The 24,119-nt window shown below is 57.7% G+C and carries 18 protein-coding genes and 1 pseudogene; 7 read left to right on the top strand and 12 right to left on the bottom strand.

What is annotated here, in order from left to right:
- Nucleotides 1-775 precede the first annotated feature (775 nt).
- Nucleotides 776-2,989, top strand: a complete 2,214-nt coding sequence (gene egtB, locus LMG28727_RS10620; RefSeq protein ID WP_201642257.1) for an ergothioneine biosynthesis protein EgtB — start codon at nt 776-778, stop codon at nt 2,987-2,989.
- A 168-nt stretch (nt 2,990-3,157) separates the two neighbouring features.
- On the opposite strand, the gene LMG28727_RS10615 is transcribed toward egtB, so the two are convergent.
- On the bottom strand, nt 3,158-3,916 hold the full coding sequence (locus tag LMG28727_RS10615; protein ID WP_201642256.1) for an SDR family NAD(P)-dependent oxidoreductase: 759 nt from the start codon (nt 3,914-3,916) through the stop codon (nt 3,158-3,160).
- A 103-nt stretch (nt 3,917-4,019) separates the two neighbouring features.
- Nucleotides 4,020-4,718 (bottom strand): redoxin domain-containing protein, encoded by a 699-nt coding sequence (locus LMG28727_RS10610; protein WP_201642255.1) that lies wholly within the window; start codon nt 4,716-4,718, stop codon nt 4,020-4,022.
- Between the two features lie 59 nt (nt 4,719-4,777).
- On the opposite strand from LMG28727_RS10610, the gene LMG28727_RS10605 reads away from it, so the two are divergent.
- Nucleotides 4,778-5,683, top strand: a complete 906-nt coding sequence (locus tag LMG28727_RS10605) for a LysR family transcriptional regulator (protein WP_201642254.1) — start codon at nt 4,778-4,780, stop codon at nt 5,681-5,683.
- Between the two features lie 163 nt (nt 5,684-5,846).
- On the opposite strand, the gene LMG28727_RS10600 is transcribed toward LMG28727_RS10605, so the two are convergent.
- Nucleotides 5,847-6,836 carry a zinc-dependent alcohol dehydrogenase family protein gene (locus LMG28727_RS10600; protein WP_201642253.1) on the bottom strand — a complete coding sequence of 330 codons (990 nt, stop codon included), beginning with the start codon at nt 6,834-6,836 and terminating at the stop codon, nt 5,847-5,849.
- A gap of 42 nt (nt 6,837-6,878) precedes the next feature.
- Complete coding sequence (locus LMG28727_RS10595) at nt 6,879-7,982, bottom strand: alkene reductase (RefSeq protein ID WP_201642252.1); 1,104 nt, start codon at nt 7,980-7,982, stop codon at nt 6,879-6,881.
- A gap of 649 nt (nt 7,983-8,631) precedes the next feature.
- Between LMG28727_RS10595 and LMG28727_RS10590 the strand changes: the two genes are divergently transcribed.
- Nucleotides 8,632-11,547 carry an ATP-binding protein gene (locus LMG28727_RS10590; protein WP_201642251.1) on the top strand — a complete coding sequence of 972 codons (2,916 nt, stop codon included), beginning with the start codon at nt 8,632-8,634 and terminating at the stop codon, nt 11,545-11,547.
- A gap of 33 nt (nt 11,548-11,580) precedes the next feature.
- Here the strand turns inward: LMG28727_RS10590 and LMG28727_RS10585 are convergent, their stop codons facing one another.
- Together LMG28727_RS10585 and LMG28727_RS10580 are read right to left on the bottom strand one after the other, a co-directional pair.
- A complete protein-coding gene (locus LMG28727_RS10585; RefSeq protein WP_201642250.1) occupies nt 11,581-12,849 on the bottom strand; it encodes an MFS transporter in 1,269 nt (422 codons plus the stop codon).
- Nucleotides 12,849-13,250: a DUF427 domain-containing protein gene (locus LMG28727_RS10580; protein ID WP_201642249.1), complete on the bottom strand. Its 402-nt coding sequence runs from the start codon at nt 13,248-13,250 to the stop codon at nt 12,849-12,851. The genes LMG28727_RS10585 and LMG28727_RS10580 overlap by 1 nt, the downstream gene beginning before the upstream one ends.
- Nucleotides 13,251-13,612: 362 nt before the next feature.
- Between LMG28727_RS10580 and LMG28727_RS10575 the strand changes: the two genes are divergently transcribed.
- Both LMG28727_RS10575 and LMG28727_RS10570 read left to right on the top strand, forming a co-directional pair.
- Nucleotides 13,613-14,827 carry an ABC transporter substrate-binding protein gene (locus tag LMG28727_RS10575; protein ID WP_201642248.1) on the top strand — a complete coding sequence of 405 codons (1,215 nt, stop codon included), beginning with the start codon at nt 13,613-13,615 and terminating at the stop codon, nt 14,825-14,827.
- Between the two features lie 173 nt (nt 14,828-15,000).
- Entirely contained in the window at nt 15,001-15,771 is a 771-nt protein-coding gene (locus tag LMG28727_RS10570) for an IclR family transcriptional regulator domain-containing protein (protein ID WP_201642247.1), read from the top strand.
- Between the two features lie 144 nt (nt 15,772-15,915).
- On the opposite strand, the gene LMG28727_RS10565 is transcribed toward LMG28727_RS10570, so the two are convergent.
- On the bottom strand, nt 15,916-17,691 hold the full coding sequence (locus LMG28727_RS10565) for a tannase/feruloyl esterase family alpha/beta hydrolase (protein WP_201642246.1): 1,776 nt from the start codon (nt 17,689-17,691) through the stop codon (nt 15,916-15,918).
- A gap of 531 nt (nt 17,692-18,222) precedes the next feature.
- On the opposite strand from LMG28727_RS10565, the pseudogene LMG28727_RS34755 reads away from it, so the two are divergent.
- Nucleotides 18,223-18,465 (top strand): annotated as a pseudogene (locus LMG28727_RS34755) (IS30 family transposase); the annotation flags it as partial.
- 341 nt (nt 18,466-18,806) lie between these two features.
- Here LMG28727_RS34755 and LMG28727_RS10560 read toward each other — a convergent pair.
- On the bottom strand, nt 18,807-20,108 hold the full coding sequence (locus LMG28727_RS10560; protein WP_201642245.1) for an SUMF1/EgtB/PvdO family nonheme iron enzyme: 1,302 nt from the start codon (nt 20,106-20,108) through the stop codon (nt 18,807-18,809).
- Between the two features lie 108 nt (nt 20,109-20,216).
- On the bottom strand, nt 20,217-21,011 hold the full coding sequence (gene fnr / locus LMG28727_RS10555) for a fumarate/nitrate reduction transcriptional regulator Fnr (protein ID WP_201642394.1): 795 nt from the start codon (nt 21,009-21,011) through the stop codon (nt 20,217-20,219).
- A 592-nt stretch (nt 21,012-21,603) separates the two neighbouring features.
- On the opposite strand from fnr, the gene LMG28727_RS10550 reads away from it, so the two are divergent.
- Entirely contained in the window at nt 21,604-22,440 is an 837-nt protein-coding gene (locus LMG28727_RS10550) for a hypothetical protein (RefSeq protein ID WP_201642244.1), read from the top strand.
- A 107-nt stretch (nt 22,441-22,547) separates the two neighbouring features.
- On the opposite strand, the gene LMG28727_RS10545 is transcribed toward LMG28727_RS10550, so the two are convergent.
- Genes LMG28727_RS10545 through LMG28727_RS10535 form a run of 3 tightly spaced genes read right to left on the bottom strand, consistent with a single transcriptional unit; the run spans nt 22,548 to nt 24,105 of the window.
- Nucleotides 22,548-23,195, bottom strand: a complete 648-nt coding sequence (locus LMG28727_RS10545) for a hypothetical protein (RefSeq protein ID WP_201642243.1) — start codon at nt 23,193-23,195, stop codon at nt 22,548-22,550.
- Nucleotides 23,188-23,370, bottom strand: a complete 183-nt coding sequence (locus LMG28727_RS10540; protein ID WP_201642242.1) for a hypothetical protein — start codon at nt 23,368-23,370, stop codon at nt 23,188-23,190. Before LMG28727_RS10540 ends, LMG28727_RS10545 begins: the two co-directional genes overlap by 8 nt.
- Before the next feature lie 33 nt (nt 23,371-23,403).
- Nucleotides 23,404-24,105 carry a hypothetical protein gene (locus tag LMG28727_RS10535; protein WP_201642241.1) on the bottom strand — a complete coding sequence of 234 codons (702 nt, stop codon included), beginning with the start codon at nt 24,103-24,105 and terminating at the stop codon, nt 23,404-23,406.
- Nucleotides 24,106-24,119 lie beyond the last annotated feature (14 nt).

The raw sequence follows: 24,119 nt of genomic DNA, 5'->3' as shown, positions 1-24,119 counted from the left end.
CGCCGCGATGGATGTGAATCTACGCGGCAGCGGTTGATAGACATAGAGGGGAAAGAGAATGAGCGTCATTCGAAGCCGGCATGAATCGGCTAATACATTGTTCAGCGTACCGCCGATGGTGGAACACGTGGCTACTTCACTTACAGTTCTTCGGCAACAGCTCGAACGTTCCTTGGAAATGACTGACAAGACCTGACGTGGGCTGCAAAGGTCCAGCGCATGCGGGGCGGCTAGGTCACGCAGCCGCGAGTGTGGCTAGCGTCTCGCCGTCCGTCCTCGACGGGTATTCGGAATCCGCAATTTGAATGTCATTTGAAAGCTCGCGTTGCGCGAGGATGAAGTATTGGGACACCGCCTCACTCCACGAGCTCGTTGGGGCATGCCCTGAAGGCATGGGGTCAGTGCTTTAAAGGTCTTTGCATTTAAATCAGCCAGTCCGTACTGTTGATGCCCCGACATGTCCATCGTAAGTAACGACTCAGCGACAACTCGCGCCCACGTTTTGGAACACTCGATGCGTAAGCGATTTTCAGCTTGCCTACCACGATTCTTTCGCGAAGTTACCGAGCCCCGGCTGCTTGCGAAAATGAGGAGGCTGCTTCGCAGCGCCGCCACCAGAATGCGTGTGAGTTGACGGGCGAATCAGCAGATCTCAGGTCTTGTCAGGTTTGCCGCATGACAGCGATTGCATCGTTCTGGAAGATGATGATTCGCTGACATTGAGCGTTGGAATCGCCCCTCTGCGTCGTCGTCCAGTTACGCGCCGGACACACACTTGGAAAAATCGATGAGCTACTTAGAGCACACTGCCGCGTTCGCTTCCTCCCAAACGACAGATGATCCTGAAGCGGCAACGGCAAGCACGGCCGAGGATCTGTCCGGTGCATTCCGTCGGGTTCGTTCGGCTACAGATGCACTGATTGCGAAACTTACGCCAGAAGACAGGGTGGTCCAATCAATGCCGGATGCCAGTCCCGTCAACTGGCATCTGGCACACACGTCATGGTTCTTCGAGACTTTCCTTCTGGTCCCGTACTTTCGCGGCTACCAGGTGTTCGACGCTGGATACGCATTTCTCTTCAACTCTTATTATGACGCCGTCGGCGACCGGCAGCCGCGTGATCGCCGAGGTGTATTGACGCGACCGTCCAGTGACGCCATCGCTGCGTATCGTTCACATGTCGACAGGCATATGGAATGGCTCCTTTCGGAGGCCGGCCGGTCAGACATCGAGGAACTTGTTCTGCTCGGCCTGGCTCACGAGGAACAGCACCAGGAGCTTCTCCTGATGGATCTGCTTCATCTGTTTGCCCAATCGCCGTTGAAACCGGTCTATCGCGCCGACTGGCCAGTTCAGTCTGCGAGCATCGACGGAGTCTTCCGTCGGCATAGCGGCGGCCTGCTGGAGGTTGGCACGAATGACGGTGGTTTTGCGTTTGATAACGAGAAGCCGCGACACAAAGTCTGGATCGAGCCATTCGAGATTAGCGATAAGCTCGTTAGCAATGGGCAGTGGATGGACTTCATGACCGATGGGGGATATTCCAGAGCCGATCTATGGCTTTCCGAAGGTTGGGCCGTCGTCCAGGCGAAGTCGTGGCAGGCACCCGAATACTGGGAGAAGGCGAAGGATGGCAGCGGATGGAATTCCATGACGCTCGGCGGGATGCGGCCCGTGAATCGCGACGAGCCCGTGCGTCACATCAGCTACTACGAAGCCGCCGCCTTCGCCACGTGGGCTGGAGCGCGACTCCCGACTGAAGCGGAATGGGAAGTGGCGTGTGTCGCGGGCCATCTTTCTGTTACGGAAACGGCGGTCTGGCAATGGACGCAATCTGCGTATTCCGCGTATCCAGGTTTCAGGATTCCAGCCGGCGCTATTGGCGAATACAACGGCAAGTTTATGGTCGGCCAGATGGTTCTTCGAGGGGGCGCGCAAATATCCGCGCCGGGTCACGTACGACCAACCTACCGGAACTTCTACTATCCGTCGCAGCGCTGGATGTTTGCCGGCCTCAGGCTGGCCCGGGATGCCAGCCCGGTTTTCAATGGCGAGCGCGAAAACGAGGAGTTTGCACAGTCTATTACATCCGGTTTGTCAGCAAAGCAGAAGACCACGTCGCCGATGTACTTCTATGACGAAACGGGATCGGAATTGTTCGAGGCGATCTGTCAGACACCTGAGTACTACGTGACGCGGGTGGAAAAGCGACTTCTTGAGAGAGTCGCGTCTGACGTGGCGGCCTTCGTCAAACCCAATTCGATTCTTGTCGAGTTTGGCAGCGGTGCTAGTGAGAAAACCAGGCTGCTTCTCGATGCGGCGAAGCATGTACATACCTATGTCCCGATCGATATCAGCAACGCGGCGCTCGCCGCGGCAGCAGCGAGAATCGCGAGCGAATATCCATCACTACGGGTCATGCCGGTCGAAGGGGATTTCATCACGATGGTTGACACACCTTTCGATTTTCCTAAGGGGCCGCGGGTCGGCTTTTTCCCGGGATCGACAATCGGCAATTTCAGTCGGGATGATGCGATCAGCTTTATGTCGGCGGCGAGAACAATGCTCGGGAGAGGTTCGCGCTTTATCATCGGTGTCGATATGGTCAAACCACTAGACACGCTCCTGGCCGCGTACGACGATTCGGCGGGTGTTACAGCAAGCTTTAATAAGAACCTGCTGACACGGATCAATCGCGAGCTTGGCGGAAACTTTGATCTGGACTCGTTCGAGCACACGGCGGTCTGGAATGACGAATTCAGTCGTATTGAGATGCACCTGGTAAGCACCAGGAACCAGACGGTCAACGTGGCGAGTCGGAGCTTTGTCTTTAGAGAGGGAGAGAGCATCCATACGGAGAGTTCTCACAAATATAGTGTGGACTCGTTTTCAGCGTTGGCGATACGCTCGGGCTGGGCGGTGGAGAAGCACTGGCTGAGCGACGCTGGCGAATTCGCAATCTTCTGTCTTAAGGTTGATGGCGCATGAAGATTTTTTCGAGTCGGCGTGGGGGCGGTTAAAGACATGCGTGACGCGACGCCTCTGTTTAGAAAAACCGCACCCGGAGGAGTAACTGGGCACCGGTTTTGACGCGATCGATCGGTACTCGCTGCATGATGTCGCACGGAATTGCGCCCGTGCATGCCCAATTGCCTGTCAGGCTGTCATGCCACCGTCGACGCTGATGTTTTGACCGTGAATAAAACGCCCGGCTGGAGAAGCCAGCAGAAGCGCCAATCCTGCAACGTCCTGTGGCTCACCAATGCGACGCATTGGGATCGCTGAAGATATCTGAGCTTCGCGGGCCGGATCTTCCCACAAGATTCGCGAAAACTCGGTTCTGACCGGCCCGGGGCAGATCGAATTCACGTTGATATTCGAAGGACCGAGTTCCAGAGCGAGATTCCGGACGTACTGATCTATAGCCGCTTTTGCTAGCGCGTAGAGTCCAAGCAGCGCGGTTCCACGTTTGGCGACACGACTCGACATGAACATGATTGAGCCGTCTTTGCGCTCCACCATTCCCGGAGCGAGCAGGTTCACCAGCATCAAGGCAGAGCGCACGTTGGTTGCCATGACTGTGTCGAACTCATCTGCGGTTCGCGCCAGCATAGGCCCGTCAGGAGTGTTTGCAGCAGCGTTGAGGACGAGGATGTCGACGCGTCCGAAGGCATCCTTCGCCTGCTCGGCGAAGGTTTCAACGCTTTGCGGATTCCCCACGTCTATGGTCAGCGCGCGTACCCGATATTCTTTCAGCTTGAGGCGGCCTTGGGCATCTGCAGCGCTCCGCGCCGTCCGACCCGATACGACGAGCGAAGCCCCGGCAGAACCGAGCGCGTCCGCAATCGCGAACCCCATTCCCTTCGTCGCACCGGTGATAACGGCAACTTTTCCAGACAGGTCCAAAGAATCCATACGGAAGTCCTTTTAAAGCAATAACGCCAAGAGTGCGAAAAAACCGTGACGCGTCTTATCAGGAGTCGTGGCTTTTTGCACCGCGTGGAAGATCGGGAGCACCTCAGCTTGCAACAAGAGAGGTGCGAAATTTGGCGGTACGTTTTGTCTGCGCGGCCTTCAAAGCATCGACAAGTTCCTTGCAGCCACAGTGCTTCCGATAGTCAACGTCGATATATGAAAATATAACAATACCGTCACGGTCAATCACGTAAGTAGCCGGTAAGGGAACTAGCCATGTGTCTTTTTCGATTGTCTGGGGAGGTGTGTACCCCAATTGATAATAGTAGGCTCTCAGGCTCTGCGGAAGTTCAAATGCAAGTCCATATGACCTCGACGCTGCCATGTTCGCGTCGAGCAGAACGGGGAGTGCCGGGCTCGGGTACTTCACGCTCACTCTGCATGGCGGTTCTATCACTACGACGCTCGTTCTTTCGGTTGAGTCTGATTGATCGACGGACGCGACGGCATCCGTGGCGTGATCTCCGTAGGAGCACCATGCACCCCGGCGAAATTGCACAATCACCGGTCCTTTCAAGAGCAAATCTTCGAGTGCGATAAGGCCCATTCGTTTGTCTTCAAGTGAAAACAGCGGTGCCCTGTCGCCGGCAGAAATTGCTGTCGACGCTGCCTTTCTCGACGCTGCGACAACTAGCTCGACGTTCAGGTCGGTGTGTTCCACAGATCCGCTTTGATTACCGTTCTCTGTTGTCGACATGATGTTAGGCGCGAACGAAAGTGTCGTATGAGCTAATTTAAACATTCACGCTGGTTCGCAAAAGGTGCAAAATCGGATAACACATATTCCAATGGAGAATCGTTATGGACCGTCTGGCGGCGATGGAGATTTTCATCCGCGTTGTTGACACCGGATCTTTCTCCGCTGCTGCACGACATCTGGATATCGGTCAGCCGGCGGTTTCAAAAGCGGTGGCTCAACTTGAAGAATGGTTGGGCGTACGACTCATGCTTCGATCTACTCGTGCCCTTACCCCAACGGAAGCCGGAGCGAGTTTCTATCAACGGGCCCGCCGTGCCATTGAAGAGACAGACGAAGCGGTCGTTGCCGCGAGGGGAACCGCATCCGCGCTTTCAGGAAAGCTACGCGTTTCGGCCGCAGTATGTTTCGCAAGATTGCATATTGTCCCTCGTTTGACAGAGTTTCTTGAGCAACACCCGAATCTGAATGTCGAGATGGTGCTCGACGATCGCAACATCGATCTGGTAGACGAGGGGGTGGATCTCGCGTTGAGGATGGGCGTGCTGGCCGATTCGAACATGACGGCGCGCAGAATTGGCGAAGCGCGCCGCCGGGTCATCGGCACGCGTGCATACTTTGAACGATACGGGTACCCAGAAGCGCCAGCAGATCTGTTGGCGCATCAAGCGGTGATATACACGAGAGATGGTGGAGGTGAGGACTGGACGTTCCGGAAGGCCACGGCCGAAGTGTCCGTCAAGCTGCAGGGGAGGGTGAAGATAACCGCGACCGAGGGAGTGCGCGCGGCTGTGCTTTCAGGTATAGGGCTCGCGGTAGCTTCTGAATGGGCCTTTACGCCTGAGCTGAAATCAGGTGCCGTCATTTCGGTCATGGACGATTGGCTCTTGCCCACCATCATGCTGTCGGCCGTTTATCCCACTGGGCGCCTTGCCAGCAGCAAAGCGCGGCAATTCGCTGCGTTCGCGGAAGACTGCGTTTCCGGATCGCAGCCGCCGAGCCTCGAATAAGTCCGGGAAGAACCGGCACTAAAAGTGCGTGAAAGTACTAGATCAACCAATGCACCCGGCGCAATGCCGGCAGGGTCATCGACCACGACGACCCTACACGACAAGCAGCGTGCCCTTTTGAAAAGAAAAGATATCAGCGAGAACGCGTAGTACTGGCCGCTGACTAGACTTTCACCACGATCTTGCCGAACTGGCCATTGTTTTCCAGGTAGCGGTGAACGTCGATCATTTGAGAAAACTCGAAGGTCCGGTCGATGACTGGCCGAAGGTGTCCGCTAGCGAATCCCTCATTGACATACTCGACTGCGGCTTTTCGACGGGTCTCGTCACCGGTGGTCAGCCAGATGTTGTGTCCTTTGATCGTTGGCATTTTGGCGATCATTGTCAGCACGGGAATGGGCGTATCTTCGTCAGCCAGCGCGCCGTAGATATAGGCGATTCCCTGGAAGGCCAGTGCCGAAATGAGTTTCGGAAAGTCCGATCCACCGACCGGATCGAATACGACTTTGGCGCCCTGGTTATCTGTGATTCGCATCACTTCGGCAACAAGATCTGCTTCCTGAGTAGCGATCACGTGCGTCGCGCCTGCTTCGAGAAGCTGCGACCGTTTCGCAGACGTGCGGGTGAGTGCGATCGTTGTCGCGCCAGCGTAATTGGCGATCTGGATGGCCGCGAGGCCAACGCTGCTGGAGGCCGCGGGAATCAGGACGACATCGCCTTTGCCGACTTTCGCATCTTCAATCAAGGCGCCGTACGCGGTAATGAACATCATCCATATCGATGATGCTTCTTCAAACGTCAAGGATTCCGGGTGTTTAACTACCGCGTATGCTGGCATGACGATCTCTTCGCCATACGTGTGGTACTGATTCTGCGAGAACGATGGAATCACACTGACAGCGTCTCCTACTGCGAGGTCCGACACTTCTGCGCCGATTGCCTGGACAATTCCGGCCGCTTCATAACCGAGCCCGGCGGGGAAGGTCACAGGCTCAATATAAACATCCGTGCGCCACATGGACTCGGCGCGGTTAATGCCAATCGCTTTGACCTTGATGTGGACTTCGTTTGCGGCTAGTGCTCGCAATGGAGTGTCCACAAATTCCAGGACTTCAGGGTCGCCGGCTTTGGAAAATAGAATGCTGCGTGTCATGGTCAATGTCTCCAGGGAGAAATAAAAGCAGGGGGGGGCTCTTCAGGCCGCGCTAACGCCGTCGTAGGTGGGGAAATCGCTGTAGTGCTTTTCAGTGCCGCCCCAAAACGCGGCTCTGACGTACGGTGTGAGAGGGAGCCGGTGTTTCAGGCGATATGGCAAGTCCGGATTGGAGGTGAAGTGCCTGCCGAATGCCACGAGGTCCGCATCGCCTGCGGCGACCAGAGCTTCCGCGCTGGCTCCGTCGAACCCGCCAGCCGCAATGATGGGATGTTTGAAAAATGCCCGTAGCGACTTCGCCGCGACTGGGGCATGTCCTTCGTGAAGCGTCTCGTCGCCTTTGATCCGCGGATCGATGACGTGCATATACGCGATACCGTAGTCGTTGAGTACCTTTGCGACATGACTAAAAGTCGCTTCGGGATCACTGTCCGAAATGTCACCCCACTCCCCAGATGGTGAGATGCGTACGCCGACCCGGTCTGCGCCCCACACGGAAATCAATGCTTCGACGCATTCGCGCAGAAACCGCACGCGGTTTTCTACCGGTCCGCCATAAGCATCAGTACGCTTGTTCGAGCCATCCTGAATGAATTGATCGACGAGATACCCATTTGCTCCATGCAGTTCTACGCCATCGAAGCCAGCGTCCCGCGCCCGCTTCGCCGCAACGCGGAACTCTTCGACGATCCCGGGGATCTCGGAGATGTCCAGAGCCCGATGGGGCGACACGGGAACGAAGCCGTCTTTGGTTAGCGCGACACCTTCGAAAGGCACCACCGAGGGTGCCACCGGCGCAACGCCCCCGGTCATTTCGACATGGCTTTGCCGCCCACCGTGGATCAACTGCATGAAGACCCGGCCACCTTTTGCGTGAACGGCCCTGACGATCGCTTTCCAACCGGCTGTCTGGCTGTCGTCGAACCAGCTCGCGGCGCCCAGGTAGGACCTGGCCACGATGGAGATGCTGACGCCTTCAATGAGGACGAAGCCTCCCTCCGACGCTCGTTGTCCGTAGAAATCCGCCATCATCGGGCTAGGAATGTCGCCTGGCTGGATGGTCCGTAGGCGAGTCATCGGCGCGAGCACCACGCGGTGAGAGAGGGTATAAGCGCCGAGCTTGATTGGTGTGAACAGATGATCCATGATGTTCCTCTACAGGCAGTTGAAGGGTTGTCGGTCGTCTTTTGCCGTCGGAAGGACATTAGCCATTCCCGGACATTCGAAATAGACCTCAGTTGGGATAGGGCTCATTCCAGAACGGGATGGACGGTGACACTGCAATCGGTGAAGATGCCGAAAGAACTTTGACGGGTGGCGACGGCCGTCGCTGCAGTGAGTGACCACAACCAATCTAAACCGCCGGCCACGCGCAGTTTTGTACGAAAGCTGAAGAGTTCTGATCTGGACTGCGACCGAGCGGAGCAGTGGGCCGGATAGCCTTACAAAGTGAAATCTGTCGGTTGCCGGCTTGGGGATTCTGCCGTTTTGACGGCCCCGATTGGCTCGTGGACTGATTACGGCGGTTGTAAAAAAAACGAAAGTGAACAGCCGTTCGTCATTTAAGGATCGGTAGAAGGTCGATGCGTCTGGTGACGCAGGGAGCGTGAGTTGGTGTTCTTCCGTTCGTCGTGTGTAGCGCGACCCGATCCGGTTTGCGACTGAGAGATTCGCAGGATCGAGCGGCAGATACGACTCGGGGGCGCGGCAAAGTATTCAGTTACTGGCAAACATCACCGCGCCGTAAGGCGCATTCCATAGTTCGAATGACTACGCCATTTGCGAGGGTCCCTCAATGGACGCGTCCGTTTTCCTTCACGATGACTTCGCTTTCGGCGCTACGATGGTCGTGCCGCGCAGAAGGGAGCTACTGCACAAAGGAGTCAGAGTCGAGGTGGGTGATCGAGCGTTCGATCTTCTTCTGTTCCTCGTGCAGTCTCGAGGCTCGGTGTTAAGCAAGGACAACATCATCGCGACGGTCTGGAACAATCGCGTGGTGGAAGACAACACGGTAGAGGGCCAGGTGTCTGCGCTCAGAAGGGCACTCGGGGAGGACCGCTCTGCGATCCGCACAGTTACTGGCAGGGGATATCAATTCACCGGGGAACTGACCGGAAATGGAGCGAAGGCAAACGGGCCGGCAAACGTACAGGCAGATGAGCCAGCCTTCCCGGGCGTGACGATTCCCGCCGATATATGCCCGCTGATCGGCCGCGAGATTGCTGTCGAAGAGGTACGCGGTATCTTGACCCGCCACCGATTGATTACTCTCGTCGGATCAGGCGGCGTCGGCAAAACCCGGCTCGCCCTCGAGGCCGCGCGTCAATCGATATCGAGCTTTGATGACGGCGTTTTTATAGCCGAGCTTGCAGCAACGACGTCCGCCGACTATCTGCCAACCACAATTGCCGTTGCGCTGGGCTATCCCCCGGGCGATGGAACGCCCAATCTCGATCGACTGGCGCCGACGCTCTTATCGCGGCGGCTGCTTCTGGTGCTCGACAACTGCGAGCATCTGATTGATGCATCCGCAAGAATGGCTGAAAGACTGCTGCGCATTGCGCCGCGCGTAACTGTACTGGCAACGAGTCGTGAACCCTTGCGGGTACCGGGAGAGGTGGTTTACCGCGTGCCGTCGCTGGAAATACCGCCCGAAGACGATCGCAGCGACGCACGGGAATTTGGTGCTGTTCGACTGTTCGAGGAGCGCGCGGGTGCTGATGTTCGTCTGAGTTGGGATCCGGCCACGGCACTGAGACTGGAATCCCGGATATGTCGGCATCTTGATGGAATCCCTTTGGCGCTTGAACTCGCGGCAGCGTGTGTGCCCGTGCTTGGACTGCAGGGCGTCGCGGATCGACTGGAAAATAGATTCCAGATACTCACGCACGGGGCGAGGACGGCGCTTCCCAGGCAACAGACTTTGCGCGCTACGCTCGACTGGAGTTACAGCCTTCTATCGGACCTTCAGCAAACTGTATTGAACCGTTTAAGCCTGTTCGCCGGCACGTTTACGATGGAGTCCGCTCAACTGATGGTCAGTTGTCCGGATATCCCGTCAGACCTTGTCATTGCTGCGATCATCGAGCTCGTCGATAAGTCGCTCGTGTCGGTCACCTCAAGCGCAGGCAACGTACGATATCGGCTTCTCGAGTCGACGCGCGCTTACGCGAAAGAGAAGCTTCACGAAGGCGGCACGCTACGCGAATGGTCGAGTCGTCACGCGCGCTACTGCCTGGAGATATTCGAGGCAGGCGGGCATCGTGCGTCTTCTGGTGAAGATGTCGATTGGAGGAATGTCTATGGTCAACATCTGGATGATCTTCGCTCGGCCATGATGTGGTGTTTCGGACCTGATGGGGCTATGCCGCTAGCGGTGCAGCTAACGGTTTCGAGCATTCCGTTCCTGATGCATCTCGCCCTGCTCAAGGAATGTCAAGCCAGAGTAGACGAGGCGTTGGCCTGGTTATCAACGCAGGACGCCGAGGTCGACGAGCGGCATATGAAGCTTTACGCTGCTCGGGGAATGAGTTTGCTGTGTCATACCGTCGCGGCTCATACGGGCGATGCGTTCCAGTCGACGATCGACATAGCCGGAGACATCGGCAATCTGGACTTCGAACTCCTGGGTATGTGGGGACGCTGGATGTGCCATTACCTGAATGGAGAGTTCGAGAGTGCGATTGCGCTGTCGGAAAGATTCCGCCAGGCCGCTTCGTTATCTCCGTGGCCCTGCGATCATCTTGCAGCGCATCGGCTGACCGGAATGTCCCGGCTATTTGCCGGCGATGTGAGTGGAGCTATCGACCAGCTGAGGATAGCCGCAATCGATCAAACGCCGCTGACACGCTCCCAGCGAATGCGGTTTCTCTATGACGAAAAAATGCTGTCGTGTGCTTCGCTAGCTCTGGCGCTGTGGCTTGGAGGAAAGCCCGATCAGGCGCGAGTCATGGCTCAGCAATCACTTGAGTCGGCACGGGAATTCGATCACCCGGTCTCCATCTGTTACGCGCTCAGCGAGGCAGTGTGTACGATCGCGCTTCTATGCGGGGACGACCGTGCGCTCGAAGAGGCGGTCGCCGCACTCGCTGCTGAAACCCGGCGTCACAGCATTTCCACATGGCGTGCGCGTGCGCAGATGTGGCAAGGCCTGATGGAAATGCGTGCCGGAAACACGTCAGCGTTTGCCCAGTTGATCTATCCGGCGATGGAAAACATCGGTTCCAAACGCTTTTATCTATCGCTCACGCCGTTCGTCACAGCGATGGTCGATGCGTTGACGAAGCACGGAAAAATCGAGCAGGCCACCGACGTTATCGAGGAATCGTTGAACCGCGCGCTTCGCACGAGGGACAAGTGCTCGCTGCCGGAGCTGCTGAAGGCAAAGGCGGAGGTTCTGCTGTCGGATCGCAAGAAACCTGGGTTGCTCGAGGCGGAGCAATTGCTGGTGCGCGCGATGGAGAGTGCCGAGCACTATGGGCTCTTTTCGTTGAAATTGCGTTGCGCGGTTAGCCTCGCAAAGCTGGAGCACGTGAAAGGGAATCAGGACTCCGCGTTCAACACGATCTATCCCGTCATGATCGAAATGGTCGAAGGAAATGATATCGCCGACATGCAGGCGGCACGAGCGCTACTGTCAGCGAATACCAATGACGCACCTGATTTAAAGGTGCAGCATTTAGGCACTGAATCGAGAAATCCGCTTCTTTAGATAACGTGCGCGGCGAGGTGCTGCGGCAAGGTGTCAGGTTGGCGGCGTAGCGGCGGTCGGCCGATTGATTATCAACGGCCACCAGAAGGACGCCACCGATACAACCGAGAGCAGGGCAATGAGCGTGCACACCAGTTGGAGAGCGTGGTAAATGCCAAACCGGGTAATGGCGAGTCCCAACACGAATGCAGTGAGCGCCTGCATAAAATAGCAACAGAAGTATAGGGATGAGAGAGCGAGGCCACGGCTGATGTCGGGCGTGCCGGCGTTGAGACTTCCGAGCCCGCCGAGAAAAAGAAGACCGTAGCTTGCCCCGCCGATTGCCGTTGAGAGCAGAAACAGCGAGAGTGAATGGTCAGTGCCCGCGCGAACGAGAAGCGTCATTGAAATTACAGCGCAGACTCCACCTATCAGTACGGTGCCACGGAACGGCATCCGTTGGAGCGCGATGCTCGCCAGTCCCCAGACCGCCGCGAAAAGGGCGATGATCGATCCGTTCACGAGCGCGTTGCTCGAACTAACGAGGTCATGGGCAATCTGTGCACCTGCCGACAGAAAAACCGAACCCAGCATGAAAGCCGAAACGCACGCTACAGCAGACGGCCAGAATACGCGTCGGATTGGTTTCGGTACTCCGATGATGCGGATCCGCCAACGCGACGGCTTCGCCTCTGGCGCATCTGACGGCAAGCGCAAGGTGAACGCGAAGACGACGACCAGAAAGGCGAGCAGCGTGACGTAATTCGTACGTAGCGGCAGCGGAGCGTACTGGATCAGCGCGCCTCCCGTCAGTGTGGCGAGCGCGAGCCCGACTGCCTGCGCGGCAGTGTTGGACGCGCTTGCAATGTGGCGGCGAGAGATGGCGGAGAAATCCACGAGCGCAGCCGATGCTGGCCCGGCTGACAAGCCGACCCCAGCACCCATGAAAGCACGTCCCACGAAAAGTTGTGAGGGACCGTCGGCCACAGCGAAAAGTGCGACTCCAGTGATCGAGCAGACGAGTCCGATTAACATCGTGGTCCTTCTACCTACCCATTCGGGAAGGTCAGCCAGAAGCAACAATGCAATGACTACCACGACGGGATAGACCGCGAATATGCCGGCAACCGTCGGGGCGCTCAGGCCAAATTGCCTTGCGTATATCGGGTAAAACATGGCCGGCGCCGCGCTGGTCCATAAGGTATGCACACTGATTGCGGTTGCAGTCCAGAAGTAGGCTGGCTTACGCTGCGCGACCGATCCTGGCGCTGCATTCAGAGTGCTGGCGGCGACGCGGTACTCACGGACAGTTCGCTTGAACATTACGCGCCACTGGTTACGCCGATCGAGTCGACTCGCTCGGTATAGAACGCGAGATAGTTTTCGATCTGCTGCACAGCGGGAAAAGGCGATTCATAGGTCCACACCGCATTTACAGAACGCTCGCCGCCAGCGATGATGGAGAAATACGAGCAGTCGCCTTTGTATGGGCAATAGGTCGAATGATCTGTCGCGGCCAGCTTTGTCATGTCCACGTCGCCACGCGGGATGTAGTAGACCGGGTTGTAGTTCGCTTCGATCAACGTGAGAGCATTGCGGGAGTCAGCAATGGTTTCTCCGGCAACGGTCACTATCACGCGTCCGGCGGTTGCCTCAATGGCAATGGGATGATCTGGGCCCGGGATCTTGACCGAACGTCCATCAGAAGTTTGCGCAGATGACATGTTGTTTTCTCCGAATCCTGTTTTAACGTGGCAGAGGGGTACGACTTCGAAGTCGCTTTGGTGATGCTCCGTGCCTTCCGGGAAGGCGTCACGCCGGTATGGTCATTGCGCCATTGATGCTAGCAACGGGCTTCTCCATTCTCGGACCCAACGCAAATAAGTAGAATGAATAAGAGAAAGCCAGAATCAAACATCGAAGACCGGCGCTCGGTTCTTCCTTAACGTGGAATTTAGCCGTTAGCGCCTCTGGTGAGAACGACTTTTTAGGCTTGCCGGCATGCCTGCAAGGCATGGCCGTATTTTGTTCCACCACGGTCGGTCAACAAAAAAAGCTCGCGCAGAAAACGGGCGCAGGAGGAGACATGGTAAAGACGAGCCTCGCCCGCATCCTTGTGCTTTGCATCGCTGTGAGCTCTGCTGCCGCGGGTTCGACTGCATCGGCACAAACCTCTGACGACGTCGTTAGCATCGGTTTCATCACCGACTTTTCGGGGCTTTACGCAGACAACGATGGTCCCGGTGGCCTTGAGGCCATACGCATGGCGATTGCTGATTTCGGCGGCAAAGTAAACGGCAAGCTTATCAAGCTGCTCTACGCCGATCATAAGAATGAGGCAGACATCGCAGCGTCCCGAGCGCGTGAATGGTCCGATCGCAACGGACTGAACATGCTGGTTGGCGGCACGAACTCGGCGACTGGTCTGGCAATGAACCAGGTCGCTCGCGAAAAACATCTGGTGTATTTCAACGTGGGCGCGGGAGTCGACGCGTTGACGAACGAACAGTGCACGCCGTACACGGTGCACTACGCGTACGACACGACCGCGCTCGCCAATGGCACGGGATCAGCGGTGACGAAGCAGGGTGGCAAGACCTGGTACTTCCTGACCGCCGATTACGCATTCGGCAAGGCACTTGAAGCGACGACGTCGCAAGTGGTCAACGCGAACGGCGGGCGGGTGCTCGGCTCAGTGCGTCACCCCTTATCAGCGTCTGATTTTTCGTCGTTCCTGTTGCGGGCTCAATCGTCGAAAGCGCAGGTACTTGGTCTCGCGAATGCGGGTGGAGATACCGTCAATTCGATCAAGGCGGCCAGAGACTTCGGCCTGACCGGAACCATGAAAATTGCCGCGCTGCTGGTCTTCATTGGCGATATCAACAGCCTTGGACTGGAGACGGCGCAGGGTCTTGTACTAACGGATAGCTGGTACTGGAATAAGGACACCGCCACGCGCGCGTGGGCGCATCGCTACTACGAGAGGATGAAGAAAATGCCGTCCAGTCTGCAGGCCGCCGACTACTCTGCTGTGACCACCTACCTCAATGCGGTGAAGGCTGCCGGCACGACAGATCCAGACAGGATCATGGCGCAATTGCACACTGCCAGGATCGATGACGTCTATGCGAAAGGGTACATCCGCCAGGACGGCAGCATGATCCACGATATGTACCTGATGCAGGTGAAGACGCCAGCCGAGTCGAAAGAGCCGTGGGATTACTACAAGATCACCGCGACGATTCCGGGCGAGCAGGCGTTCACGCAGAAAGCCCAGACGCGCTGCTCGCTGTGGAAATGAGCGCTGACGCGTCGGATAAACATGCTCAGGTTTAGAGCGGTAGCGTCAAATTTTCGCGCTTCTACAAACGAAGCTGATGGGCGAGGCAGCAGAACTCCCAAAGACAATGCGGGTCCTTCGAGCGATAATCGCGCATGACTTTACGATAAGCGCGCGAATCGAGAGTTTTCGCCATGACACGACCGCCGTTGGACAAGCGTGACTGGATCGCCGGACTGGAAAAAGGGCTGCTGATTCTCGAGTCGTTCGATAGCGAACATGCCCGCATGACGCCGAGCGAGGCGGCGGAGCGCACCGGCATGACACGAACGGCGGCACGCCGCTATCTTCTGACGCTGGAGCACCTCGGTTACGTGCAGGGCGATGGCAAGCAGTTTGGCCTCACACCGCGCGTCTTGCGGGTAGGTTGGTCTTACTTCGACTCCGCGCGTCTGCCAAAGCTGGTTCAACCCTATCTGCAGCAGTTGAGCGCGGCGATCAATGAATCGGTTTATGTCAGCGTGCTTGACGGATGGGAACTGGTGTTCATTGCTCGCAACGGGGTCTCGCGCGTGATGACGACAGGGTTCGTGCTCGGCGCGCGGGTGCCGGCGCCGCTTGCATCGCCCGGCGTCATATTGCTCGCCTACCGGTCCGACATCGATTCGTTGCGCGAGTGGCTGGACAGTACCCAACTGCGTCCCTTCACGCCGCACACACTGACTCACAAGACCCGCTTGATGGAAGCAATCCGCCAAGCACGTGCGGATGGTTTTGCTGTAATCGAGCAGCAGCTACAGATCGGCGTGCGCGGCGTCGCGGTGCCGTTGAAAAGCCGGCACGGCGAGGTCGTCGCGGCGCTCAGCACGAATATGCCGATGGGCAAGGAAGAAACTGAAAGCGCGTTAGCCCGCGTGTTGCAGCCCCTTCAGGATACCGCGTTGGCGATGCTCAACGTGCTCTAGATCCGGCGCACGACGCGGCCTATGGGGGCATTCCCACCGTGCGAAAGGCTGCATCTGCCCGCGCGTGATCTCGAAAATGTTTGATTAGGGGTCCGGCGAAATGTCAGCGAGCGCCTCATGCAGCAGACGCTCGCGCTTTTTACGTCACATGCAGCTCACGTTTCCGTTAGTGACCGTGCACGACTGGTTGGCGCCCGCCTTGTAGGAAGACAGACCAAGCCATTGGAACGTGTCGCTGACGCCGGCAGGAATATCCGCCTTGGCGTACGACGACGCTGCGTTTAGATCCCCGCCGTTATAAGCAACGGTCGCCGGATAGGGGAATACCGGACGGCTCTTCACTACAGTAGTGTCCGTCGAACTGGTTGCAAAATTGACGATGACCTGGCCAGGCGCAGTGCCGTTTTCGACCCAGTTCATCATCGGCGTCAAGAAGTCGTCGGTTGTGACGTTCGGACCGCTGTTGCAGTGATAGACGCCCGGGATCATGTACAACATCATGAACTTGGATTGCGCATCCGCGCCCATCGTGCTCTTTACTCCCGAGTAGTAGTTCAGCGACATATACGGTGATGCGCCCGTGTCGGACCAACCGTGCCAAACGAGCAGCTTGCCGCCACGTGCCGAGAACGCGCTCAGGTCGGTGTTGGTCGCGTCAAAGACAGCACCGTACTTCATCATCTGGCTGAAGCTCGCCATGGTGAACTGTAGGTTGGCGTAGGTGATTCCAGTCGGAGTTCCGAGTTGCGCCATGTAGTTGGGAAAGTCGCTCGACCAGACCGCGTCGCCAACGTTAGCCGGGGTCATCGGTGCACCGAGGGTCTTCGGAACCATCGTCCCGATCCAGTTCGCTTCGCCGCCGATCGGCATGTCACCTGCGGTAAGGTGATTGCCGTTCTCGTCGATGGGGCCGTTCCAGATTTGCTGCACGACGCTGATCTGAGCCGCAGTCAGACACTGCGCAGTGTTCGTTCCGTTCGGACATTGGATTTTTGTCAGATCCGGCTTACACGCCCGTGGGTCTTGAATGAGGCCACCTTTGTCGGCACACGACGACTGAACGAAGCTCACAAGTGTCGGCATCTTGTCTGCCGTGAGGATCGCTTGCTGGTTCGCGTCCGAGTTCACATGGACGTTCCAGCCGTGATAGAACGAATTCGTGGGAACTTCGTCGATCACCGGAGAGCCAACCACGATCCCGTCAAAGTCTGCGGGATAACGTTGCGCTTCCTGCAAGCCTTCCCGGCCGCCATCCGAACACCCCTGGTAGTACGACTTGGTTGGCGCCCTTCCGTAGAAGGCAGTGACGAGTGCCTTGGTCACGAGCGTTGTCTTGTGCATCGACGAGTAGGCAAAGTCAACGACGGCTGAAGGATTCCCGTTCGCCCACGTACCACTCGACAGCGGTGCCTGGTGGCCGAGGTCTGTCGCAGCGGTCACCATCTGATTCGAATTGAGCGGAACACAGCCCGCGCTTTGGCTGGCTATGCCAGTCGGCGCGGAGATGAATCCACAGTAGCCGCCACATCCGACCATCAGGAACCGTTGCGTATAGGTCTGCATGGGAAGACGAACTTCGAAAGTGGTGGTCGAAGTGACCGTTCCTTTGACGTCGCAGTACGAAGTATCTCCGTCACCGACGACCGCTGCACTGGTAATGGAGGCAGGCGCTCCGTCGATATTCGAGAAGTTTGCTTTAGCAAGATCGGCGCATCCCAGAATCGGCTTGGTGACCGCAAATGCGTTCGTCGGGGCACTGCTGTTATTGATGTCGTCATTACCACCGCAAGCGGCGACAATGCTGCCTAGGGCGACGATCAGCAGAGCGGTAAAGGCTTTTGATAAGTCAAACTGGAAAGTCTTTCTGTTTGGCTCCCTTTGAAGCAGAAATTTCCGGAAAATCTTTAGTGGGCTCGTCATTTTGCATTCCTACGAATAGACTTCTCAAGAGGATAAGCGGACCGCCTGATCGTGAGAGTCAAGCGAATAGATGTGGTGGAAAGGGGGGCTTCGAAAAGTTTGCCTGCTTGGACTCATCAAGTCGCAGGCAACTGGGGGCGGCTTAACGTGGCGATCGTCTTGTCATGTCTCCTCCTTGGCGTTTCGGAATATTTTTAATCCGGTGCTTTATAGCTCTGTCGGCTAACCTCGTCACCCTTCGGCTAGAGATTAGGCTGGCTTGATATGTTTGGCACTAGGTTCGGTAACAATTTGCGCGATTAGCGCACGCCCGTGTCTGATAGTCGCACAGACCTCGGGTTTTCGAGACTCTCAGGAAGCACTACAAGGAATTCGAGCGGCCCGTTGCTGGCAAGCAAACACGTCGTTTCAGCCGACGCACAACTGGCTTCCGTTAGATCGATGTGTCTTGCCCTGATGCGTGATCAAGGGGCCTTGATATTGCCGCGCGCGCGAAGCGGCGAGGTCGGCGATCGTGATGCCGTTCCCGGCAAGGATAGTGAAGCGGTAATTAATGCCCGCATCAAGCATGTCGGCAAGTTGCCGCAGGAACTATATAAATCGCCGACCTGGGCTTGGCGAACAGAGAGGGCCCGGCGCAAACGCGTCACCGTGGCCACTGATGTACAGGTCTACTTCTGCGACTCCCAGCATCCGTGGCGGCGCAGATCAAACGAGAATACCAAGGGACGTCTACGGCAGTACTTCCCCAATGGCACCGATCTGTTTTTCTATCGGAATTTCCCGGATGTGATAGAGCATATGAGGGAGAGGCGAAAGTCGGAACTGCCCTTGAAGCGTTGGAGGACTGAGCTTAAGCTGGCGCGGCCGCCCGCTGGCGGCGAGACGCGAACTGCTGTCTTTGGGTCGTCAGTTCAACACTGTGAACGTCTGCGATTCTCTTGGAGTTATAGTCCGTTCTGGCCCCCCCCATTACGCCTTTATCATTTCGTGCGCGAAAAACTCTAATTTAAAGGGGGTGAGGGAGAAGCAAAGCATTTGTTGACGGGGAAAAGCATATGTTGAAAATTTTTCAATAAATCTTAAGGCGATTTTCCGCGTCAATTTATGCTTTATTAGTCACCCCTCACACACCGAAACCCCGCATAAACATACTGATACCGCGGTTGAAACCAGTTACGAAACTCCGGCCGCAACATGCATTGCGCTGTGCGTGCCGAACCGCCTTTCAGTACGAAGTGCTGTCCGTCGAAGAAATTGGCGGAGTACCCGAGATAAAACGGAAACGCTTCAAAGCCGGGCAGCGCGTCGAATAAAGTCGAGGTCCATTCCCAGCCATTGCCAAACTGACCCTCCGCGCCAAATGCACTCACGTTGTCGGGATAGGCATCCACGGGCTTAGGATCCCAGCTACGAAAATCGAAATTGCCCGACTTCGCAAAGGGGGCACCATGCGCTGCACGTTGCCATTGCGCTTCGGTCGGCAATGTCTTGCCGGCCCAGCGCGCATACGCACTCGCTTCAGCGTGACTCAAGTACACGGGCCAGTCGGTCGGCAGCGGCACGTCGTCGAACATGGTGCGCAGCATCCATGCGCGATTCCCGCCGTTCACCTCGCCTAACGACCAGCATGCGGGATGTTCAATCTGCTCGGCTTCTTTCCACGCCCAATCTTTTGCGGTCCACCACGTCGGGTCGCGATAACCGCCTGCGTCGATGAAGTCGCGAAACGCGCCGTTCGTCACCATATGGCGATCGATTTCAAACGCGGGCACGTCAACGCGCATTTCGCCAAACTCATTGTCCCAGCCAAAGCGACCCGCCTCGCGCGGCATACCGAGTGCTGTTGCGCCGGCCGGCACGCTCACCATCGACGACAACGCGTCGCGATGTTCCGGACGCGTCACCACGGGTTCGCGCAATTCAGTCACCTTCTGCGCCAGCGGCAACTGATGCAGCATGTACGCGAGCGTTTCAGCGTGCATTAACCGATGCTCGATCGCGACATTCAGCAATTGCCGCGATGCTTCGGATTGCGCGACGTCATGACCGGAAAGCCCGTTGAACGCGCGGTCGATCTGCTCGCGAGCAGTCAATGCGTAGCCGCGGACAATCTCTAGTGACGGCCAGTCGGCAGGTTGGTCGGTGGGAAAGCCGCCATCCACGGGATCGATACCGAACGCGAATAGCTGGTCGAGTTCGGGGTTGAACGCGGGCAGATCGCACACGCGTTGATCGAACAGATTTCGGTCGAAAGCTTCCAGATGGCCGATGTAAAACACGATCCGGTGACGTTCACGGATTGGCCGCTCATACAGAAACTCGGGTTTGACGATGGCAAACAGCGCGTCAGTGACCTGACGCGCGTCGATCAGACGCTGGATAAGCGGGTGATGCGGGGCGCGGTCGCGATTCATTTCGCCAGGTCTCCTTGCGGGGGACGGACTAAAGACTGTACCCGCTCGCAGGAGCCATGCCAAGACGAACGCGCCCGAAAAGGCGCGAGCGGACGCGCCGGGGGCGGCTCAGACTTGGCGCAGGCCCTCCAGATCGACGATCCGGATATGTTTGCCCTGCGTGTCGATCAGGCCGCGCTTTTGAAATCTTGACAGGGTGCGGCTGACAGTTTCAAGCGTCATGCCAAGGTAGCTGCCCATATCTTCGCGCGTCATGCGCAAGTTGAATTCCGCCGATGAATAGCCGCGCTGCGCATTTCTCGTGGACACGTCCAGCAGGAACGCGGCAACCCGTTCGTCGGCGGACAGCGAGCCGAGCACCATCATCTGCGCGGCTTCACGGACGATCTGCTCGCCCAGCAGCTTATGCAGACGATCCTGCATCGAGCTGATTTCGCGGCACAGCAGTTTGAGCGCGCTATACGGGACGATGCAAACGGTGCTGTCTTCGAGGGCCACGGCGCTGCAGGCATGGACGTCCTCGCTAATGCCGTCGAGCCCGAGCGCTTCGCCGGCGAGGCGCAGTCCTGTCACCTGTTCGCGACCGTCACGATGGGCCATGACGGTTTTCAGCGAGCCGGAACGCACGGCATAAATGCTGTCGAAGTGGTCGCCGCTGCGGTACAGCGCCTCGCCACGTTGCACGGAACGCGCCGAACAGATCAGCACTTCGAGTTTCGACAGTTCGTCCTGTGACAGGCCTTGCGGCATGCAGAGTTGCCGCATCGAACAGCTTGAGCAGCGGGCGGCGGTGCGCGTGGCCGCCCGCGCGGGTGCCGTCTTGCGAACGCCGCGCGCCGGCAATGGGCTGGCGGCGGATTCATCGGTGCCGGCGGAGCGGGTATCAGCGTAAGAGGTAAGCATGGTCTGCGGGCGAGTGCCTGAGTATTGACGGATTGTCCCACCCGTAACGCCTGCCCGTGCTGACAAAGTGACGCGCTCGATCGACAGGCATCTGATGTCACGCCGTGGCTGGCTTCTGGGTAACGGACTGCGGTGCATCTCATCGTCGGGCGGTTCGATTGTGCTGTCACTTATCCGCAACATCCGCTGCTCATACGGCGAAGCGGATGATTGGCGGACGTTCAACGAATCTGGGCGGATTCTGATCGGGATCAACACTCTGCGCGACCTGACCACTGGATCATAGCCTCAGCAACGGGCCGGACCGTGACCGTGGCGACGCCATTTATTGACCGATATCAAGGTTTTGCGTCGTATTGGAACGAGCAGTCGCCACTGGGAAGGAATTGCCGAAAGTAGTTTGTAATGATGGGCGTTCGGCATTCACCTTGTCGTGCTGTCGAACATATCGCGTGGCGTGTGGGATCGCCTGCCGGAATGAAATTCAAGGCGAACAAATCATCGAGTTCCTCGAATACCTCAATACGGCGCTACGCCGCGCGCGATCTGTTCTCGACGATCGTATTGAACACTTGCTTCCAGGACCACTCAGATGAACGCCAAACTCTCCGCCCTTTGCCTGCTCGCCGTTGCCACACTTGCCGCCTGCGGACAGCACCAGTCCGACACGCCCAGCACCAGCAGTGCAGCTTCGGCCCCCGCCACTGCGCCCGCCAGCGACGTCAAGTCCGGCAAAAATAGCGACGCGGCCAAAGCTTTCGCCGATGCGCAGAAAGCCACGGAAACGGCGCAGCCGAAAGCCGATCCTGGCGTACCGGTCGCCAACTATACGACCGTCGATCAATCAGATGGCGGTACGTGGTTGACGTATGTGGCGGTCAGTCGCGCCACCCCGCAACCCGGCGACGACGAACTGCTCGGCATGTTTTCTCCGCGTTACTTCAACGAACCGGACGTCTTCAAGAAACACGACCTGGTGGCCACTGAACTGCCGCCGGTCAAGTCGAACCTGCAGCGTTACGCAAACCAGGCGTATTACGCAATGCCATTCGGCGACCCGACGGGCACCTCGCTCAACATGAATTTCTTCTTTCAGAGCGGCTATGACTTCACGACGAAGAGCTTCCAGATGAGTTCGGGCCAGTGCTGGAACATGGTGTACACGAATCGCCAGAACGTGGCACTCGATCTGACGAAGACGGGCAATAACCTTTGCCAGTTGCCGGTGCAGGATGAGGCGGTCGCCAAGCAGATCGAGCAATTGCGCGCGGCCAACAAACTGTCGGCGCGCGGACTGGTCTATTTTCACGTCGATGGCATTCAGAACGGCAACCGCGTGCTCGCGACCGCGACGCATCTGCATATCGACCTTTACGATGCGCCGGCGTGGGACAAACGCGGCAAGGTCTTTGCGTCGTTCGATCTGTAACGCGAGAGGGAAGCAGGCGCGTGCAATGGCGCGCTGATCAGCGCACGCCACGACGATGAGATAGCAAGCGGCATGAGGCACTCGCGCTTCATGCCGCTTCGTTCATTTCACCCGTTGAGGTCCTGCAGCTTCGAGACATCGCTGATCCTGATCTGGCTCAGCAACGAATCATACGGATTCGCGGCGAGGAGCCGCGGCAGATTCCATTCGCAGGTCGGGAACATGCCCTGCGGACAATTGCTGCATGGATCACTGGTGCGTCGGTTGCGCCAGGTCAGCAGGATCTTCAGCATGGCCGCAAAAGCGAATATGACCGCCAGTTTGAACAGCCAGACCGGTGCAAAGAAATCGACCTTGAACAGGCCGCTGATCAGATAGCTGCCGCTTACCGCGCCAAGCAGAATGCGCGCGAACACCTTGAATGCTTTCTTCTGCAATAGCGGCTGTACAGCGGTAGGCACGAGCAGAATCAGATGCAACGCAATCCACTGCCAGATCGTCCACGATTGCCACGGCATCGCACACGCGGCAGCGATGCCGAGCGGCACGCCAATCGCCACGCACGCACAGCCGAGGCATATGGGCCTGCCAAACGGCCTCAGCAGATGATGATCGTGGCGCGAGCAATGCGGATGATGCGCCCATCGCAGCATGCCCGAGCCAGCGGCAAGCTGCCGGACCTGCGCGAACGACGGCATCGGCATGCCGAGGTTCGCGAAGTCGACTGGCGGCCGCTTGTCGCCGGACTCACTCATTGCGGCGGAACACCATCACGAGCACGCTCTTCGAGCCACCGCACGTTGCCGTCGACGATTGATAGACCTGCACGAGCCAGTAACCTTCCTGGGCCATACGGTTGGCATGGCGTTCGCATGAAGCGGTGTCGTAGGGTTTGCCGCAAGAACCTTCGATCGTGATGAATTTATACATGGTCTGGTCTTTGTTTGAGGAATGGAAAGAGGGTTATCGATTCACTGACGCATCCACCATCGCGTACGTCGTGCCACCCGACACGCTCGCCACCACCTGCAACGCGACCTTGCGCTCGGCGACCTGCGTGCCGTTCACATACAGCGTCGACTTCACCGGATACGCACCTTGCGGCACACCTTGCGGCATCGGGATCGTGAAGCTGCTGGAGAACGCGCCAGCGGACGCAGTCTTCGCGACGGGTTTGCGAACCGACTTGGCGACGGTGCCGTCCGGCTTGTAGATGGTTGCTTCTTCCTCGATCAAAGGATCGGCGGCGTCCTGCTTGCCTTTGACAACCTCGATATAGGAATTGAGCGTGGCCTTGTCGCCCGCGGAAATCGACGACGGTGTGAACGACGTGGTGTATTTCACCACCGACGCCTGTTCCGGCAAGCGGCCATGGTGTTCGGCCTTGTAGTCGGCCTGCGCTTGCTGCGCGGTTTTGATCTGCTTCGCCTCATAGTCGACAGCCGCGCAGATCAGCGCGGCGACGCCCGCGCCGATCGCCGCGCCCGCGACCTTGTTGCCGCCGGTGACGACCGCGCCGAGCACGCCGCCTGCCACCGCGGCGATCGCCGGGTTGCACGAAATGTTCGCGAGCGGCGACGGACCGCCGTTGGTGGCGCAACCGGCCATCAACGCAGTGAGCGTAGCGCCGGCAATCAGGCGCTTTGAAATCTGGGTGACTTGCATGGCTTCCTCTTGAT

This window comes from Paraburkholderia metrosideri, from assembly GCF_904848625.1.
GTDB classification, from domain to species: Bacteria; Pseudomonadota; Gammaproteobacteria; order Burkholderiales; family Burkholderiaceae; genus Paraburkholderia; species Paraburkholderia metrosideri.
Note: the sequence above shows the minus strand (reverse complement) of the source record. Positions and strands in the feature narration are given on the sequence as shown.